The organism is Streptomyces sp. BV286, assembly GCF_019090165.1.
Lineage (GTDB): Bacteria > Actinomycetota > Actinomycetes > Streptomycetales > Streptomycetaceae > Streptomyces.
Window position 1 is genome coordinate 41,950 of sequence record NZ_JAHRIB010000210.1, and the last position, 17,496, is coordinate 59,445.

The 17,496-nt window shown below is 71.6% G+C and carries 14 protein-coding genes; 9 read left to right on the plus strand and 5 right to left on the minus strand.

From position 1 onward, the window contains the following. Positions 1–2: 2 nt before the first annotated feature. Genes asnB through KUF83_RS39885 form a run of 6 tightly spaced genes read left to right on the plus strand, consistent with a single transcriptional unit; the run spans position 3 to position 9,091 of the window. Positions 3–1,973 carry an asparagine synthase (glutamine-hydrolyzing) gene (asnB, locus tag KUF83_RS39860; RefSeq protein WP_308403381.1) on the plus strand — a complete coding sequence of 657 codons (1,971 nt, stop codon included), beginning with the start codon at positions 3–5 and terminating at the stop codon, positions 1,971–1,973. Then, positions 1,963–3,174: a Moenomycin biosynthesis protein MoeGT1 gene (locus tag KUF83_RS39865; protein WP_217459999.1), complete on the plus strand. Its 1,212-nt coding sequence runs from the start codon at positions 1,963–1,965 to the stop codon at positions 3,172–3,174. Before asnB ends, KUF83_RS39865 begins: the two co-directional genes overlap by 11 nt. Further along, positions 3,171–4,679, plus strand: coding sequence for an asparagine synthetase B family protein (locus tag KUF83_RS39870; RefSeq protein ID WP_217460000.1), 1,509 nt, complete (start codon positions 3,171–3,173; stop codon positions 4,677–4,679). The genes KUF83_RS39865 and KUF83_RS39870 overlap by 4 nt, the downstream gene beginning before the upstream one ends. Positions 4,680–4,726: 47 nt before the next feature. After that, the gene (locus KUF83_RS39875; RefSeq protein ID WP_217460001.1) at positions 4,727–6,244 is read left to right on the plus strand and encodes a B12-binding domain-containing radical SAM protein; all 1,518 of its coding nucleotides are present in this window, start codon (positions 4,727–4,729) and stop codon (positions 6,242–6,244) included. Next, entirely contained in the window at positions 6,234–7,499 is a 1,266-nt protein-coding gene (locus KUF83_RS39880; RefSeq protein ID WP_217460002.1) for a hypothetical protein, read from the plus strand. Before KUF83_RS39875 ends, KUF83_RS39880 begins: the two co-directional genes overlap by 11 nt. Further along, positions 7,499–9,091 (plus strand): carbamoyltransferase C-terminal domain-containing protein, encoded by a 1,593-nt coding sequence (locus tag KUF83_RS39885; RefSeq protein WP_217460003.1) that lies wholly within the window; start codon positions 7,499–7,501, stop codon positions 9,089–9,091. Before KUF83_RS39880 ends, KUF83_RS39885 begins: the two co-directional genes overlap by 1 nt. 15 nt (positions 9,092–9,106) lie before the next feature. On the opposite strand, the gene KUF83_RS39890 is transcribed toward KUF83_RS39885, so the two are convergent. The 5 genes from KUF83_RS39890 to KUF83_RS39905 form a co-directional block, all read right to left on the minus strand. Next, positions 9,107–9,925 carry a Moenomycin biosynthesis protein MoeN5 gene (locus KUF83_RS39890; protein WP_308403382.1) on the minus strand — a complete coding sequence of 273 codons (819 nt, stop codon included), beginning with the start codon at positions 9,923–9,925 and terminating at the stop codon, positions 9,107–9,109. After that, on the minus strand, positions 9,922–10,737 hold the full coding sequence (locus KUF83_RS39895) for a geranylgeranylglyceryl/heptaprenylglyceryl phosphate synthase (RefSeq protein WP_308403383.1): 816 nt from the start codon (positions 10,735–10,737) through the stop codon (positions 9,922–9,924). Before KUF83_RS39895 ends, KUF83_RS39890 begins: the two co-directional genes overlap by 4 nt. Before the next feature lie 43 nt (positions 10,738–10,780). Next, entirely contained in the window at positions 10,781–11,665 is an 885-nt protein-coding gene (locus KUF83_RS42750) for a prenyltransferase/squalene oxidase repeat-containing protein (protein WP_308403384.1), read from the minus strand. A gap of 354 nt (positions 11,666–12,019) precedes the next feature. Continuing rightward, on the minus strand, positions 12,020–12,700 hold the full coding sequence (locus tag KUF83_RS39900) for an ABC transporter permease (RefSeq protein ID WP_217460005.1): 681 nt from the start codon (positions 12,698–12,700) through the stop codon (positions 12,020–12,022). Then, the gene (locus tag KUF83_RS39905) at positions 12,697–13,371 is read right to left on the minus strand and encodes an ABC transporter ATP-binding protein (RefSeq protein ID WP_217460006.1); all 675 of its coding nucleotides are present in this window, start codon (positions 13,369–13,371) and stop codon (positions 12,697–12,699) included. Before KUF83_RS39905 ends, KUF83_RS39900 begins: the two co-directional genes overlap by 4 nt. Before the next feature lie 559 nt (positions 13,372–13,930). Between KUF83_RS39905 and KUF83_RS39910 the strand changes: the two genes are divergently transcribed. The 3 genes from KUF83_RS39910 (at position 13,931) to KUF83_RS39920 (ending at position 17,365) form a co-directional block, all read left to right on the plus strand. Then, a complete protein-coding gene (locus tag KUF83_RS39910) occupies positions 13,931–14,998 on the plus strand; it encodes a glycosyltransferase family 2 protein (RefSeq protein ID WP_308403386.1) in 1,068 nt (355 codons plus the stop codon). An 84-nt stretch (positions 14,999–15,082) separates the two neighbouring features. After that, entirely contained in the window at positions 15,083–15,901 is an 819-nt protein-coding gene (locus KUF83_RS39915) for a glycosyltransferase family 2 protein (RefSeq protein WP_217460008.1), read from the plus strand. A gap of 12 nt (positions 15,902–15,913) precedes the next feature. Then, positions 15,914–17,365: a glycosyltransferase family A protein gene (locus KUF83_RS39920; RefSeq protein WP_217460009.1), complete on the plus strand. Its 1,452-nt coding sequence runs from the start codon at positions 15,914–15,916 to the stop codon at positions 17,363–17,365. The last annotated feature ends 131 nt before the right edge of the window (positions 17,366–17,496 follow it).

Genomic DNA, 17,496 nt, shown 5'->3' on the forward strand with positions numbered 1-17,496 from the left:
TCGTGGGATTCAACGACCTCAGCGGTGGCCAGGAGGCCGCCCGCGCCACGGCGGACCGGATGCTGGCCGCGGTGGCCCACCGCGGCCCCGACGGAAGCAACTGGTACCACCACCGGGGCGTGACCTTCGCGCACTGTGCCCTGACCTTCGTCGACCCCGACCGGGGCCGGCAACCGTTCGTCTCCGCGAGCGGTGCCACCGCGCTCGTCCTCAACGGGGAGATCTACAACCACGAGGAACTCCGCCGCGAACTGCGGGCCGCGGGAGTCCGGTTGCGTACGGCGGGCGACACCGAGGTGCTCGTGGAGCTGTACGAGCGGCACGGCATGAAGGTGCTGGAGCGGGTGCGCGGCATGTACGCCTTCGTGCTGCACGACGCGCGCACCGCCACGACCGTGCTGGCCCGCGACCCGATGGGCAAGAAGCCGCTCTACTACACGCGTGTCCCCGGCGGGATCGCCTTCGCCTCCGAACTCACGGCGCTGCTGCGACATCCCGACGCGCCGCGTACCCCGGACGTCCGGGCCCTCGCCGGCTATCTGACGCTCCAGGCGTTCTGCGCGCCCGGATCGGCCGTGACCGACGTGTACAAGGTCCGCCCCGGCAGCTACCTGGAGCACTCCGGCGGACGGCTGCGCGAAGTGGAGTTCTGGCGGCCCCGGTTGGCGACGGCCACCCTGACGCCGGGCCGAGGGACACCGGGCGGACGGACGCCGAGCGCGCGGGAGGCCGCCGCACGCTTCGAGGAGCTGTTCCGGGCCGCGGTCGCCCGCCGGGTCATGAGTACGGAGCGCCGGCTCGGGGTGCTGCTGAGCGGGGGCCTCGACTCCAGCGCGGTGGCCGCCGTCGCCCAGCAACTCTCCCCGCAGCGATCGGTGTTGACCTTCAGCGCGGGATTCGAACAGCCCGACTTCGACGAGAGCGCGCACGCCCGCTCGGTAGCCCGGCACCTCGGTACCGAGCACCATGTCGTCCGTATCGGCGGACGCGAACTCGCCGACGTGGTGGAGTCGGAGTACGCGCAGGCCGACGAGCCCCTCGCCGATCCCTCCCTGCTGCCCACCCGCATCGTCTGCCGGACGGCTCGGCAGCACGTCCGCGGGGTGCTCACCGGGGACGGCGCCGACGAACTACTCCTCGGCTACCGGTACTTCCAGGCCGAGCGGGCGATCGAGATGCTGCTGCGGCTGATGCCGGCCCCCCGGCTGGAAGCCCTGGTGCGTACCCTCGTCCGCAAACTGCCCGCACGGTCCGGCAATCTGCCCGCCGCCGCGGCCCTCGGCCTGCTGGCACGCGGGCTGCGCGCGGCACCCGAGCACCGCTTCTACCTGTCCACGGCCCCCTTCGGCCCGGCCGAACTGCCCGGCCTGCTGCGCCCGGACGCCCACGCGGCCCTGGCCGGGCACGACCCCTTCGCCGAGGTGTCCCGGCTTCTGGACGGCCAGCCTGGCCTCACCGGCGTGCAGCGCAGCCAACTCGCCGTCGTCGCCCACTTCCTGCGCGACGTGATCCTCACCAAGACCGACCGCGGCGGCATGCGCAGCGCCCTCGAACTACGCTCCCCCTTCCTCGACCTGGACCTCGTCGAGTACGGCAACGCACTGCCCACCGCGCTGAAACTGCGCCGCTTCACCGGTAAGTACCTGTTGCGCCGGGTCGCCGCCGACTGGCTGCCGACGGACATCGTGCGGCGCACCAAGCTCGGCTTCCGCGCCCCGCTGGCCGCCCTGCTGCGGAACGAGTTGCGCCCCCTGCTCCTTGACACCCTCGCCGCATCCGCGCTGGACCGCGGCGGACTGTTCGACGCCCGTGCCGTTCGGCTGCTGACCGACGACCACCTCAGCGGCCGCCGCGACACCTCGCGCAAGCTGTGGGCACTCCTGACCTACCAGCTCTGGTACCAGGCGCTGCCCACGCACACCCCGTCCCCTGCATGCCTCGACCTCACCGAGGAGCCCCACCGTGCGCCCTGACCGTCCGCACATCCAGGTGCTGTCGCCCCGGACCTGGGGGGAGTTCGGCAACTACCTCGCCGCCACCCGGTTCTCCCGGGTGCTGCGCGGCGCCGTCGACGCGGAAGTGACCCTGCTGGAAGCAGAACCGATCCTCCCCTGGCTCGGCGAGGCCGGTGCCGAGATCCGCACGATCTCGCTGGAGAGCCCGGACGCGACCGTCCGCACCCAGCGCTACATGGCCCTGATGGCCCGTCTCCAGGAACGTTTCCCCTCCGGTTTCGAGACCGACCCCACCTCGGAGCAGATCACCGAACTGGCGCCGCTCACCAAGCACTTGCGCTCCACCGCGCCGGACGTGGTGGTCGGCACGAAGGGCTTCGTGGCACGCCTGTGTGTGGCCGCCGTACGGCTGGCGGGACTGCACACCCGCGTGGTCAGCCATGTCACCAACCCAGGGCTCCTCCAGCTGCCGCTGCACCGAAGTCCGCATCCCGACCTGACGCTGGTGGGCTTCTCCTGGGCGAAGGACCACCTCCTCGCGCAGACGGGCGGCGATCCGGACCGGGTGCAGGTGGTGGGACCGCTGGTCGCCCAGCACGATCTGCGCGACTTCATGACCAGCGAGTCCGCCGCTCCGGCGGCCGGCCCCTGGGGCGGGGACGCCGACTCCGACCGCCCCCGGCTGATCGTCTTCTGCAACCGCGGCGGAGACGTCTACCTGGAGCTGGTGCACCACATCGCCGCACACCATCCGGACACCGACCTGGTGTTCGTCGGCTACGACGACCCCGACCTCGCCCGCCGCGCCGCCGCCGGAGCGCAGCGGCTCACACACTGGCGGTTCCACAGCCGGCTCACCCAGGCCGAGTACTTCGACTACATCGACCGCGCGTCCAGGTCGCCGTACGGGCTGCTCGTCTCGAAGGCGGGCCCCAACACCACCCTCGAGGCGGCCTACTTCGGGATCCCGGTGCTCATGCTGGAGTCGGGGCTGCCGATGGAGCGATGGGTGCCGGGGCTGATCCACGACAACCGTCTCGGCCGGGCCTGCGCCACGCCCGACGACCTGTTCCACACCGTCGACGACTGGCTGACCCACCCGTCGGCGATCGAGGAACACAAGAAGGCCGCGATCGGCTTCGCCGAGTCCGTGCTCGACCAGGAGGCGGTGGCCCGCCGGATCGGGGCCGCCGTACGGCCCCTGCTGGAAACCCGGTGAAGCCCCGCATCCGGCTCGTCGCCACGCCCGACGGGGTCCGGGCCGAGGGCGACAAGGAGGCACGGCTCGGACACGCCCTCGGCGGGGATCCCCTGGCCGAGGGGCCGCCGCCCGAGGGTGTCTTCGCCGCCTGGGAGTGGGACGGCGAACGCCTCCTCGTCCGCAACGACCGCTACGGCATGCACCCGCTGTACTACCGCGCCGACGCCGGCTCCCTGACGCTCTCCCCCGATCCGCTCGCCCTGCTCCTGCCCGGCGAGAGTGCCGCACTCGACGACGACGCACTGGCCGTCTTCATCCGGCTGGGCTTCTTCCTCGGTGAGGACACCGCCTTCGCCGCGATCCGCGCGCTGCCCCCCGGCGCCACACTGACCTGGACGCCCGACGGGCCCGAAATCCGTTCGCCCGCACTCCCCGTGCCCGGTCCCGCGGCCCTCACCCAGGCCGATGCCGTGGACGGTTTCGTCGAGTTGTTCCGCGCCGCCGTGGCCCGTCGGCTGCCCGCGGAGCCGTACGTCCTTCCGCTGAGCGGTGGCCGGGACTCCCGGCACATCCTCCTGGAACTCTGCCGTCAGGGCGCCCCACCGCGGCTGTGCGTCAGCGGCGCCAAGTTCCCTCCCGACCCGGGTGCCGACGCCCGCGTCGCCGCCCACCTCGCCGAACGCCTGGGCCTGCCGCACCGCACCGTCGCCCGGCCGCGCTCGCAGTTCCGCGCGGAGCGCACCGCCAACCCGGCACAGGGCATGGGCACCCTGGACGGCGCCTGGACCCTGTCCCTGCTTGCCTTCCTGCGCCGCCACAGCGGCCTCTGGTACGACGGGCTCGGCGGTGGCGAGCTCGCGCAGAACCCCAGCATCGCGCTGATCAGGAAGAACCCGTACGACGTGAGAGACCTGCCGGGGCTCGCGGACCGGCTGCTGGCCGCCGGCCGCACCGGAGCGCACGTCGAACACCTCCTGGGCCCCCGGACCCGCGTCGCGTGGAGCCGGGAACGGGCCCGCGACCGGCTCGTGCGGGAACTGGCCCGGCACGCCGACGCCGCCTTCCCGCTCGGCTCGTTCTTCTTCTGGAACCGGACCCGACGGTCCATCGCCCTCGCCCCTTTCACACTGGGCGACGACCACGCGGTGATCCACACCCCCTACCTCGACCACGCACTCGTCGACCACCTCGCCTCGGTGCCGCACCGCTTCCTGAGCGACGGCACCTTCCACGACCAGGCGCTGCACAAGGCGTTCCCGGAACACGCCGGCCTGGGCTTCGCCTCGGCCGTTCCGCAGCGCCACGGACTGGTCCTGGTCGGGCACCGGCTGGCGTACCTCACCCGGCTGCTCGGCCACACCCTGCACAGCGAACGGGACTGGTGGTCCAGCCGCGACCGGATCCTGCAGCAACTGCTGGCCGCGGGCCGCGGCCCAGGGGCGCCGCAGCGGGTCAGCCGGCTCCAGCCGCTGGCCCTCCACCTGCTCCAGCTGGAGTCCCTCGCGGCCGGGAGAACCGCCTGAGTCCGGACGTCAACACCGCCCGAACGACCCCAGAAGGAGGGGACATCATGCGGAAGACACTGCCCGTCATCAGTACCGGTGCGGCGGCGGGGACCGCGTCGGGCGGCTGCTCGACGGCCGTCGCCAAAGCACCGGACCGCCCGGGCCTGCCGCGCTGGCGCAAGCGCAAACTGCGGATCGCGCTGGTCCGCCACCACGACCTGTGCCTCAACACTCGTCAGATCACCCAGATCCAGAAGCGGGCCGGCGTCCTGCCGCACCTGGGACTGGGCTACATCCACACCGCGCTGAAATCGGCCGGCTTCCACAACGTCATCCAGGTCGACACCCCCGCCCTCGGCCTGGACAGCGAGGGACTGCGCAAACTGCTCGCCGACTTCGAACCGGACCTGGTCGGCGTCAGCACCACCACGCCTGGCCTGCCCGGCGCCGTCGAGGCCTGCCAGGCGGCCAAGAGCACCGGCGCCAAGGTCATCCTCGGCGGCCCGCACAGTGAGGTGTACGCGCACGAGAACCTCTTCCACGACTGCATCGACTACGTCGGTGTCGGCGAAGGCATCACGATCATGCCGGAGCTGGCCGAGGCCATGGAGCAGGGCGACAAACCGGAGGGCATCCGCGGCCTGGTGACCCGCGAACACGACGGCGGCGCCGCGCCCATGGTGAACCTGGAGGAGGTCGGCTGGCCCTCCCGCGACGGCCTGCCGATGAACAGCTACTACTCGATCATGGCTCCCCGGCCGTTCGCGACGATGATCTCCAGCCGGGGCTGCCCCTTCAAGTGCAGCTTCTGCTTCAAGCAGGCCGTCGACAAGAAGTCGATGTACCGCTCCCCCGAGGACGTCGTCGGGGAGATGACGGAGCTCAAGGACCGGTGGGGGGTGAAGGAGATCATGTTCTACGACGACGTGTTCACCCTGCACCGGGGCCGGGTCCGGGAGATCTGCGCGCTGATCGGCGAACAGGGTCTGAAGGTGCGCTGGGAGGCGCCGACCCGCGTGGACCTGGTGCCGGAACCGCTGCTCGAGGCGATGGCCGGGGCCGGCTGCGTACGGCTGCGGTTCGGCATCGAGCACGGCGACTCGGAGATCCTCAAGCGGATGCGCAAGGAGAGCGACATCGAGAAGATCGAACGGGCCGTCACCTCCGCGCACGAGGCGGGCATCAAGGGCTTCGGCTACTTCATCGTCGGCTGGCTCGGCGAGACCCCGGAGCAGTTCCGCGCCACCATCGACCTCGCCTGCCGCATCCCGCTGGACTACGCGAGCTTCTACACCGCGACCCCGCTGCCGGGCACCCCGCTGCACACCGAGTCCGTGGCCGCGGGGCAGATACCCGCCGACTACTGGGACCGGTTCGTGCAGGGCGAGTTCGACGCGCGGATCGGCTACCTGGTGCCCGACGCCCAGCGCCGCGCCCAGGCCGCCTACCGCGCGTTCTTCCTGCGCCGCTCCATGGCGAAGCCGCTGCTGTCCCACATGGCCTCGACCGGCCAGTGGCGCAACACCCTGGACGGTCTGCGCAGCCTGGCCCGGTCGACCTCGAACACCGACCGTGACTTCTGAGACCGCCCGCCCGGCCGCGTCCGTGCGACCGGGCCCTCCCGTACGCCTCAACGTGCCGCTGCCGGCCCGCGGCCGGCGGCGGCACGGCGAACCGTTCCTGACCCACCACGTCCGCAGGACCATGGCCCGCGGCTTCCGCCCGCCACCGTCCTGGTCGGTGGCGGTGCGCTACGTCCTGCCCGACGGACCGTCCGGCGAAGCGCCCCTGCTCTCCCACGCCCGGGCCGCCGCCGACGCCCTGCGTACCGACTCCCCCGCCCTCGCCCTGATCGCCCCGACCTACGTCTCCCGCGGCACCCTCACCGAACAGGCGGAGCGCCTCGACGCCCTGCTCGACCGTGTCGCCGAGCTGGCCGAGGACCACCCGGACGCCCCCGCCGTGCTGTTCGTGGGCATGCAGTGGGCCTCGGCCGAGGAGGAGGACGAGTCGGTACGGCGGCTGCGGGCGCTGCTGCGGCGGGCCCGCGCCCGGCTGCCGCAGGTGCCCGTGTGCGGTCTCTCCCTGCCCGGTCCCGGCAAGCCCCGCACCCTCAACGCCGCGATCGAGGTGGCCGAACTACTCGGCTGTGCGGGCGTCGGCTGGGTCGACGACGACGTGACCCTGGACCCGGGCTGTCTGTCACGGCTGTGGCGGGACTTCCTGGCGGCCGGCTGCCGGGGGGCGGTGGGCGCCACGAAGATCCCGCACACCAAGGAGTTCGCCACCTCGCGCCTGCTGGCCCGCGCCAAGGCCATCGCGGCGCCCGCGACCAACTACCCGCACGGCTGCTGCATCCTGGTGGCCACCGACGTCCTGTCCGGCGGGATGCCCGGCCGCTACGTCTCCGACGACGGCTACGTCTGCTTCCGTCTCCTCGATCCCGCGCTGCCCGATCCACTCGCCCGGCTGCGTCTCGTACCGGACGCGCGCTGCCACTACTACGTCGCCGGGCCCGCGGGCGAGACCCGCCGCAGGATCCGCAGGCTCCTCCTCAACCACCTCGTCGATCTCGCCGACTGGCCCCTGCCCGTGGTCCGGCACTACTTCCGCCACATCCTGTTCGCCGGCCTGTGGCCGCTGACCGGCTTCGACGGCACCGGCGGACGGCGCCTCGGCATCCAGAAGGCGCTGATCAAGTGGCTCTACTTCGCCTGGTTCGCGCGGGTGGGGACGGAGCTGTACCTGCGCGGGCTGACCGGCCGGCCCCTGCGCGCCGTCGAGTGGGCCCCGTACTCGGCCGTCCCCACCCTCACACCCGCTGACCAGGAGCGCTGATGAAGGTACTGTCTCTCCATTCCGCCGGTCACGACACCGGCGTCGGATACTTCGAGGACGGGCGGCTGGTCTTCGCCGTCGAGACCGAACGGCTCACCCGCGTCAAGCACGACCACCGTTCCGACATCGCGCTGCAGCACGTGCTGTCCCAGGAGTGCGTGGACACCGACGGGATCGACCTGGTGGCGGTCAGTACCCCGGTTCGCAGCGCCCTGCTGCAGATTCCGGACCTGGACCGCGCGATGGAACGGATCAACGCCGGCGCTCCTCACCACCGGACCACGTGCGACCTGCTCGGCCGCAGTGTGGACTGCGTGGTCGTCACGCACGAGGTCTCGCACGCCGCGCTCGCCGCCCACTACGCGGGGCACGAGGACGGCACCCTCGTGCTGGTCAACGAGGGCCGCGGACAACTCACCCGCAGCTCCCTGTTCCGGGTCGAGGAGGACCGCCTGGAGTGGATCGCGAAGGACCCGCTGCCCTGGTACGGCAACGGCTTCGGCTGGACCGCGATCGGCCACCTCCTGGGCTTCGGCAAGAGCCCCAGCGTCGCCGGCAAGGTGATGGCGCTCGGCGGGTACGGGCAGCCGGACGCCCGTATACGCGAGCAGTTGCAGGCCGTGGATCCCCAGGTGATGCACGATCTGGAACTGGCCGAGCGGGTACGCGCCGAACTCGCCGAACGCCCCGAGTTCCACCCCGAGTTCGAGACAGCCGCACACGTCGTCGCCACCTTCCAGGAACTGTTCACCGAAGCCGTGCACGCCGTGCTCGACCGGCACGTCACCCGCACCACCACAGGGGTGGGGCCCATCGCCCTCGGCGGCGGCTGTGCGCTGAACATCGTCGCCAACTCGGAGCTGCGCGAGGCCTTCGGCCGCGACATCGCCGTCCCGCCGGCCTGCGGCGACGCGGGGCACCTGGCGGGCGCCGGCATCTACGCCCTCACCTACCTGCTGGGCCAGCGGCCCGAACCACTCAGCGTGTACAGCAACGGCACCGGGGAGCCCGCCGCCGCCGTCCTGGCCACCCTGGACACGTCAGGGCTGAAGGCCGTTCCCTACGACGCCCACGCGGTCGCCCGGCTGCTCGCGGACGGCGGTGTCGTGGCCCTGACGGAGGGGGCGGCCGAGCTCGGGCCGCGGGCGCTCGGGCATCGCTCGCTGCTGGGCAACCCGGCCGCGTCCGGGATGCGCAAGCGGCTGAGCGAGAAGCTCAAGCAGCGGGAGTGGTACCGCCCGCTGGGAGCCGTGATGCGCGACGAGCGTTTCGCCGAGCTCTACCCCGGCGGCCGGCCGTCGCCGTACATGCTCTTCGAATACGAGCTGCCGGAGGGCACCGCCCCGGAGGCCCGGCACATCAACGGGACCTGCCGGATCCAGACCCTGGGCGCCGACCAGCCGCGGCTGCACGGTCTGCTCGCCTCCTTCGAGGCGCAGACCGGTGTCCCGGCCCTGATCAACACCTCACTCAACGGCCCGGGCCGTGCCATCGCCCACACCGCCCGGCACGTGCTGGACGACTTCGCGCACGGCGACGTCGACCTGTTCGTCTTCGACGACGTGATGGCCTACCGGAGCGAGCCCCGGTAGGCCGTCGGCCGACGGTCAGTGCACGAGGTGCCGCGGCAGCAGCCGGTCCAGTACGTCGTCGGTGTACAGGCCGACGACGGGAACCAGCCCCGAGGAGGCCGGCTGCTCCCGCACCGCGTCGAGCGCCTGCGCGCGCAACCGCTCCAGCAGTTCCCCGACGTCCCGTGCGGGCACGGCCCCGGTGCGCATCAGATGACCGAGGTTGCCCTCCCGCTCGCCGTTGCGGTCGTAGTCCGTCAGGTCGTCGGCGATCGTGATGATCGTGCCGAACGCCTCGGCGAACCGCCGCGCGGGGTCGACGGACTTCTCCTCCCGACCGCAGATCGCGGAGAGGGAGCCGTAGCAGCCGAGGAAGGTGGCGCCGTAGGTGCTGGCGTTGGCGCACCACTCGTCGAGGTTCTCCGCGCGGTGGCTCTTGGTGCGTATCTGGCCGGTGCAGACCTTGGTGAAGTCGTGCTCAAGTACGTCGGTCACGGCGCGTGCGTCCGCGGCGAGCGCGCACATCTCGTGCAGCGCCGTCAGGTGCAGGTGCAGGCACAGACAGGCGAGTTCGACGCGGTCGAGCCCGGTGTCGTCGTCCATGAGGTCGTCGAGCAGTTTCATGGCCACGATGTCCATGGCCAGCGCCCGGGCCACCGCGGTGCGCCGCCCCGGTTCGGTGACCCACTCGGTGAGGAAGTGCGGCACCCTCAGGTACAGGCGCAACGCCGCGGTATGGGCCACGAGTTCGGGGGAGCCGCCGTTGCGGGCGACGAAGCCGGTGACGTGGTCGCGGTTCGCCGACTCGGTGACCAGCATGGACGTGGTGTAGGCCTCGGGCAGTACCGCGGTCACGGCCGGTCCGCCGTGATCTCGGCGAGCGTCGACCGCCAGTCGACGTGTTCCAGCGCCCCGGCGAAGCCCACGTAGTCGGCGCCCGCCTCCAGGTACGCGCTGACGTGCTCCCGTCGGCGGACGTTGCCGCTGACGAAGAGGATCTGGTCGGGATGGAGCTGCCGCCTGAAGTGGCTCACCACGTCGACGGGGACCTGGGCGTAGCGGGAGTACAGGTACACCATGTGGAAGCCGAAACTGCGGGTGACCGCTATGTACCGGTCGATCTGTTCGGAGCCCGTGGTGGCCACCGGGACCGTGCCGAGCAGGTCCCCCGTCTTGTGGTCCTCGCCGAAGGTGAGGGCGACGGTGAGCAGGAGTTCGGGCCAGTCCTCGCGGTCGACCCGGCCGGGCAGGTTGACCAGGGTCTCCAGGTAGCTCTTCCACACGTAGTAGTCGTCGCGTGAGCCGAGCAGCGCGGGCAGGATGACGGCGTCGGCGCCGCGGGCCAGCGGAAAGCCGAAACCTTTCCGCGGCGGGAAGTGCAGCAGCACCGGCAGTGAGCTGACCTCTTTGATCGCCGCCACGTACGGGTCCATGCGGGACTCGAACGACTCGTAGTCGGTGCTGGCGAGGATGAGGGCGGGACAGCCGAGGTCGTCGAGGATCTTCGCCTTCTCCACGGCCTCGGCCTGCGACACCTTGAACGGGTCGATGATGTGGACGGGCCCCCGCTCGTGGTCCCGCAGCCGCCCGAGGACAGCTCCTGGTCCCAACAGGGGTGGTACGGCCGGGACTTCCGTGCGCTGGACCAACTGCGGTGACGTGTTCACCAGCGTTCCCCCTCGTTGTCCGGTCGTGGCGCGCTGCGCGCCGTCATGCGCGGTCCGCGCGGCTCGGCGCGGCCGTCGCCGAGGACACCGCCGCGGTGCTCGTCCTGGCCAGCGCGGCCACGACGGACGCGGTGGTGTAGAGCGCTTTCGTGTCCAGGACGACGGAGCCCAGCGCGGCCTTGCCGCGCCGTCCGCGTTCCCAGTGCTCACGTGCGTCGGGGTCGAACTCCATGGGACCGGGCACCCGGCACCATGCGGACGGCCGCCAACTGCCGTCCTTGTCCTGGGAGTCGGTGAGGTAGGAGACCGCCCGGCGGACGACATCTCGGCCCTCGGGCAGTTCGCCGGCCAGCACGGCACGCAGGGCGAAGGCGGTGGCGAACGCGGAGCCCTCCGGTTCCAGCTCGGTACACACGGCACCGTCCGCACCGATCCTGGCGGCGGCCCAGCGGGCGGCCTCCCGCGCCTCGGGACGGTCCCCGTCCGGGCGGCCCGCGGTGAGCGCCTCGGCCGCCAGCGCAGTGGGGTATTCGCGATCCGGCCACCAGTAGGCGGGCCACGATCCGTCGGGCCGCTGGATCTCCCGGAGTCTGGTCAACAGCCGTTCGTGCACGGGCAGTCGGAGCAGGCCGGCGGCGGCCGAGGTGACGCACACGTGACTGGCGTACCAGGCGTCCCAACGGGGCGCCACCCGGTCCAGGAAGGGCGCGGCGAACTGCGGCAGATAACTGGAGATGCCACCGTCCTCCTGAAGGTGCGCCGTGACGAAGCGGTATCCCTCGTCCGCACGGAGGTCGTCCTCGGCTCCCAGCGCCTCGGCCAGTCGCAGTACCCAGGAAGTGATGTCGGCGTCACCGGGAACCTGGGGGCAGTAGCCCCAGCCGTCGGACGGGCCCCGGGCCTCTTTCAGCAGCTCCCAGGCGGACACCGCCGCCAATCGCCCGGGGCCCTCGGGCAATTCCGCGAGCGAGGCACCGACAAAGGCAGTGGCCCAGAACTGGCCTGGGCCACGGACTTCGTAGTCGTTCCACCACCCGTCCGCATCACGTGCGGTCCGGAGGAATTCCGTTGCCCTCGAAAGGGCTTCTTCGGCTGATTCGCCGAGGGGTAATCGCTGTGCACCGTTCACGAATCTCTCCTTTCTGGGGAGAGGCGACGAGCCGGGCCACCGTACCGATGCTTGGACACCGCACCGGCAGGACGATTCCCCAACCCTACACGCGTTCGTATCGGCGAGACAGAGTCACTTTCCCCCGGCTCGCCACACGGACTCGCAACGGATTCACACGAATTGCATGTGGGTACGCCGACGCAATCGCACCGACATGACGCCGCCGCTCGCCAGGACCAGCAGCACGGTCACCACGACGGCATGCGTCGCGCCCGAGACGAGGGAACCGCTGCCGGCGCCGTCGACGGCGTACGTGATGATCTCCCGGGTCGACCAGAAGGGCAGCACCTTGGAGACGTCCTTGGCCGGGTCGATCACCATCTGGGCGCCGATGACGGAGATCAGCAGGAGGGTGCCCTCCAGGTCCCGGGGCACGGCGAGGCCGAGCAGCAGCCCGAGCGGGACCGCCACCAGGGAGGTCAGCGCCAGTTCCAGGGCCACCGCCTGCGGGTTCGCCACGTCCTGGTCCACGATCACGACCGCGGCGTACAGCGCGGAGATCAGCAGCCCGGCGGTGAGGAGGGCGAGCATGCGGCCCAGATACAGATGCCGGGGCCGGAAGCCGGACAGGGTGAGCCGGGGCTCGATCTCCCGGCCGCCGACGGCCGAGAAGAGGGCAGCGGTGCTCACCGCGAACCCCACGCCAAGGCTGGCGAACCGGATGGCCTGGCCGGGCTGGTCGTGCCGGCCGAGGTAGAACACCAGCGGCACGAGGAGGAGCAGACCCAGCACGCCACGCCGGCGCAGCAGTTCACGCAGTGTCATCTCGGCCATGCGCAGGGTCCGGTTCATCGGCCCGCCTCCTGCGTCCTGGGGCTGAGGTCCAGCACGTGGTCGACCTGGTCGAGCTGGTTGAGCATGTGGGTCACGACGACGATCGCCTTGCCCTGGTCGCGCCAGCCCCAGACGTTCTGCCAGAAGTCCACGTAGGACCCCCGGTCGAAGCCCTGGTAGGGCTCGTCGAGCAGCAGGACGTCCGGATCGCCGAGGGCGGAGAGGACGACGTTCAGCTTCTGCCGGGTACCGCCCGACAGGTCCTTGGCCAGGGTGCCGCGGGCGACCGACCAGTCGAGCTTGGAGGCGAGTTCGCGCCCCCGGCGGTCGGCGTCCCGGCCGGCCATGCCCCGGCCCGTGCCGAACAGCGTGAAGTGCTCGCGCGGCGTGAGGAAGCCCATGACGCCGGCGTTCTGCGGGCAGTAGCCGAGGCGCCCGGAGATGGTCACCCGGCCCTCGTCCGGGGCCAGGAGCCCGGCGCAGATCTTGAGCATGCTGGACTTGCCGGCTCCGTTGCTGCCCACGATCGCCGCGACCTCGCCCGCGCGCACGACGAGGTCGACGCCGTCCAGGACGCGGCGGCGGCCGTAGCTCTTCACGATCCCGTGCGCGTGCAGCAGGACGTCACGCCCGGACGACGGCCCGGACGTCCCGCCCACCTGCTGTTCCGCACGTGCGGAATACCTCATGTGTGACACCTTCTTCCTTCCGCCGCCCGCGACGAATGGCGCGGAATGCTGTGCGGTCAGCCTGCCACAGAGCAGCGAGCGGGCCGCACACACCGCCGACACACAGGGTGGAGTGAAAAGAATCGGCCGACCGTTTTCGGCCGTTCCCGGGATGCCGTCCGAGGGTAACTCCGCGCAACGCCAGTGGAATTCGGCCAGGCAACCATCCGATTCCCGCGCGTCTGCCCGATGATTCACCGAACCGGTGCAACCGGAACGCAGGCATTTCGGCCATCGACCCGAAACAGGACGACCGTCTTGTGATCACTTCAAGGCGCCGGTTAGAGTACGCCCCGTCGAAATCAGCACACTTCGCACATTGCGCGGCGCGCACATCGACCGCGCACATCGACAGTGAATTCCCCTTCGTCCCCGGATATCCGACGAAGGGCCGGAACGGGTGGTGCACGGGTCGGCCGGCGAAGGGACGCGGATGCTCGGGGGCACCGGAAGCGGGCGCACGTGGTGGCAACGCGCCGTGGCCCGCGGCTTCGATCCTCTGCCCCCATCAGACACTCCGGTGACCCTGGTCAGGTCGGGAGAGGTCCAGCAGGACCCGGCGGACCCGGAGACCGGACTGCCCTCCGGTGGACTCGGGGTGCTGCTGCCCACGTACGTGGCGCGCTGCGACCTGACGGCCCATGAGACCGCTCTCCGTCATCTTCTCGACGCTCTCGCCGACGTACGCGAGAACCGTCCCGAACTGCCGCTGACGATCTGGCTCGGTATGCAGTACGGCCCCGGTGAGCAGGCGGAGGCCGTCGACCGGCTGCGCAGGCTGACCAGGGCCTCCGCCGTACCCGTCGTCGGATTCGCACTGCCGGGCCGGGGGAAACTCCGGACGGTCAACACGGCGCTCGGGCTGTCCCGGCGGCTCGGCCACACCGGCTGGCTGTGGACCGACGACGACGTCGAGTTCGCCCCCGGCTGTCTCGCCCGGCTCGTCGACCGCTTCCACGAACGCGGTTGCGCCGGCGCGGTCGGCGCCCACCTCGTGGCCCTGCCCCGCACGTCGGCCGCGTCGCGGACGATGGACCGTATTTCCGGCGTCACCGTGCCACCGGGTTCGTACCCCGCGGCGGCCTGCATGCTCGTCGCGGGCGACGTCGTCGCCGACGGCATCCCGGCCCGCCGGCTCGCCGACGACGGCTATGTGCTCTTCGAACTCCTCGACCCCGACGCGGCCGACCCCCTGCACGACCTCGAAGTACTGCCGGACGCCCGGGGCAGCTTCTACCGGGTCACCCGGACCCACGACACGCTGAGCCGGCTGCGCCGCTCCCTCTACAGCCATGTGACCTGCACAGCCGACTATCCGTGGGCGACCGCGCGGACGTACCTCACCGGCACCCTGTTCCACGGCCTGTGGCCGCTCGCCGCCTGGGACGGCAGCGGCGGCCCGGTACGAGGGCTGAAGCGCTGGACCGTCAAGGCCGTACACCTGACCTGGTTCTGCTCGGTCGCCGCGGGCCTCGCCGTACGCGGCGCGGCGGGCCGCCCGCTGCGGCACGTGCCGTGGGGCGACGACGGAGACTTCATGAGCCCGGCCGCCGAGGGGCGGCCCGCGGCGGCACACACCGGACGCTGACACGGGACGGCCGCCCGGCGCGGCGGCCGTCCGCACGCCGACACAGGCGGCTGCCCGCTGCGGCGGCCCCGGAAGGGAGACGCCGTGCGGACATCGGCACACAAGGAGGCGGCGGTCACCGTCGTCCTGCCCCACTACGACTGCGCGGACTATCTGGGCGTGGCGGCGGCCTCGGTCCTCGCCCAGGACCGCACCGACCTCCGTCTGGTCGTGGTCGACGACTGCTCCCCCGACGAGACCTGGACGGCCGCGCTGCGTCCGTACGCCGACGACCCGCGTCTGACCGTGCTGCGTACCTCCGAGAACGTCGGCCATCTGCGCATCAAGAACAAGGTTCTTGAGCGCGTGGACACCCCGTACGTCGCCTTCCAGGACGCCGACGACATCAGTCTGCCGGGCCGGCTGCGCCATCAACTCACCCTGCTGGAAAGGGACAAGGCCGACCTGGTGGGCTGCGCCTACGAGTACATCGACGCCGCGGGCGACAGCACGGGCCGCCGCCGGATGCCCCGCAACGGCAACCTGTGGATGCGCCTGGGCCGTTCGACGGTGGTGCTGCACCCCTCGTCGGTCGTACGCCGCGACGTGCTGGAGCGGCTGGGCGGCTTCGACGGCACGGTCCGGCTGGGCGCGGACACCGACTTCCACCTCCGGGCGGCCCGGCTGTACCGGCTGCGCAGTGTGCGCCACGTCCTGTACCGCTACCGCATCTGGCCCCAGTCGCTGACCCAGGCGCCCGAGACGGGCTTCGGGTCTGCGGAACGCCGCTCCTACACACGGGCCATGAACGACCAGGAACGCCGCCGCCGCGAGGCGACGACCCGCGAGGAGCTGCTGCCCCTGCTGGTCGCGCCGCCCAACGACATCGACTTCACGCTGGACCCGGTCGCGGTGGGCGGGTGACGGGTGACCGACATGGAAGCGCCCCTGCCCGAAATCGCCGTGGTCGTCGCGGCGCCCGAGGGCAAGTGGGAACCCGCGGTGCACAGCCTGCTACGTCAGTCCCCCCTGCCGCCCGCAGCGATCACGGTGGTCACCCCGGACGACCCGCCGCCGGACCCACAACTGCACTTCATACGCTGCGCGTCCGAAACCGCCGCCGAGCGGTGTGTCGAGGCCGCGCGCGCCGCCCGGACTCCCTACGTCGCCTTCCTCCACGGTCGCGACGAGGCCCTCCCGGACTGGCTGCACCACCTGGCCCGGGCGGCCCAGGACGATGCGGGCCTCGTCCAGTGCGGCACGCTCCGGCTGCGGGCCGACGCACTGGTCGAGGGCATCACCCTGGCGCCCCATCTCGACGGTGCCGCGTACGCCGTACGACGCGATCTGCTGCACACGAGAGATCACCGGGCAGCGTGGGTCATGGTGCCGCGACTGCTGGTGCGGCGCCGTACCGACGACACCGCCGCCACAGCGTCCGCCGCCCTGGCCGTGGGGACCGGCCTCGTTCGGGACACCCGCCTCGCCCCCTCCACCCACGCACCCTCCACGGACGTCTCCGTGCACAGAGGGGCCCCCGACCTCGTCTCCGTCGTGATCCCCGTCCGCGACGGCGCGCTCACGCTCCCGGCACAGCTGCGTGCGCTCGCGACCCAGACCTACACCGCCCCGTGGGAGGTCCTCGTCGTCGACAACGGCTCGACCGACTCGACGCGCGAGGTGGCGGAGAAGGCTCGCCCCGACCTGCCCGGCCTGAGGATCGTCGACGCCCACGAGCGCCCCGGCGAGAGCTACGCCCGCAACCGCGGAATCGCCTCCGCCCACGGTGACTTCATCGCCTTCTGCGACGCGGACGACGTCGCCGACCCCGGCTGGCTCGCCGCGCTGGCCGCGGCCGCCCCGGACGTTGACCTCATGGGCGGCAGCCTGGACAGCAGCGTGCTGAGCCCTATGTACGCCGACGAGCAGCCGGCGCCGATGACCGAGCAGACGGACTTCCTGCCCTTCGCGCGAGGCGCCAACTGCGCCGCCTGGACAGAGGTGTTGACGACGATCGGCGGCTGGGACGAGAGCTTCCGGGGCGGCGGCGAGGACATGGACCTGTCCTGGCGGGCCCACCTGTGCGGCTACCGGGTCGGCTATGTGCACGACGCCCGCATGCACTACCGGCTGCGCGCGGAACTCTCCGGCCTGGCCCGGCAGAAGTGGAACTACGGCAGGTCCGGCGCCCGACTGTACGCCGCCTACCGTCACGCCGGTTTCGAGCGCCGCGACAACCGGACGGTCCTCATGAACTGGTCCTGGCTGCTCCTGCACACCTCCGACCTCGCCCGCTCCCCGAGTCTGCGCCGCCGCTGGATCCGCTACGGCGCCCGGCTCTCCGGCTTCCTGGCCGGCAGCACGGAACAGGGCGTCAGATACCTCTGACGCCCCGCACCCCACCGTCCTCCCCGCCCGACCACGGCTGCTGCGACTGCACCTGGGGCGCGATCAGCTCGAGGTGCTCCCGATTGGCGAGGTCGAGGATCTGGAGGCAAATGCGCCCGCCCGGCCGGTCG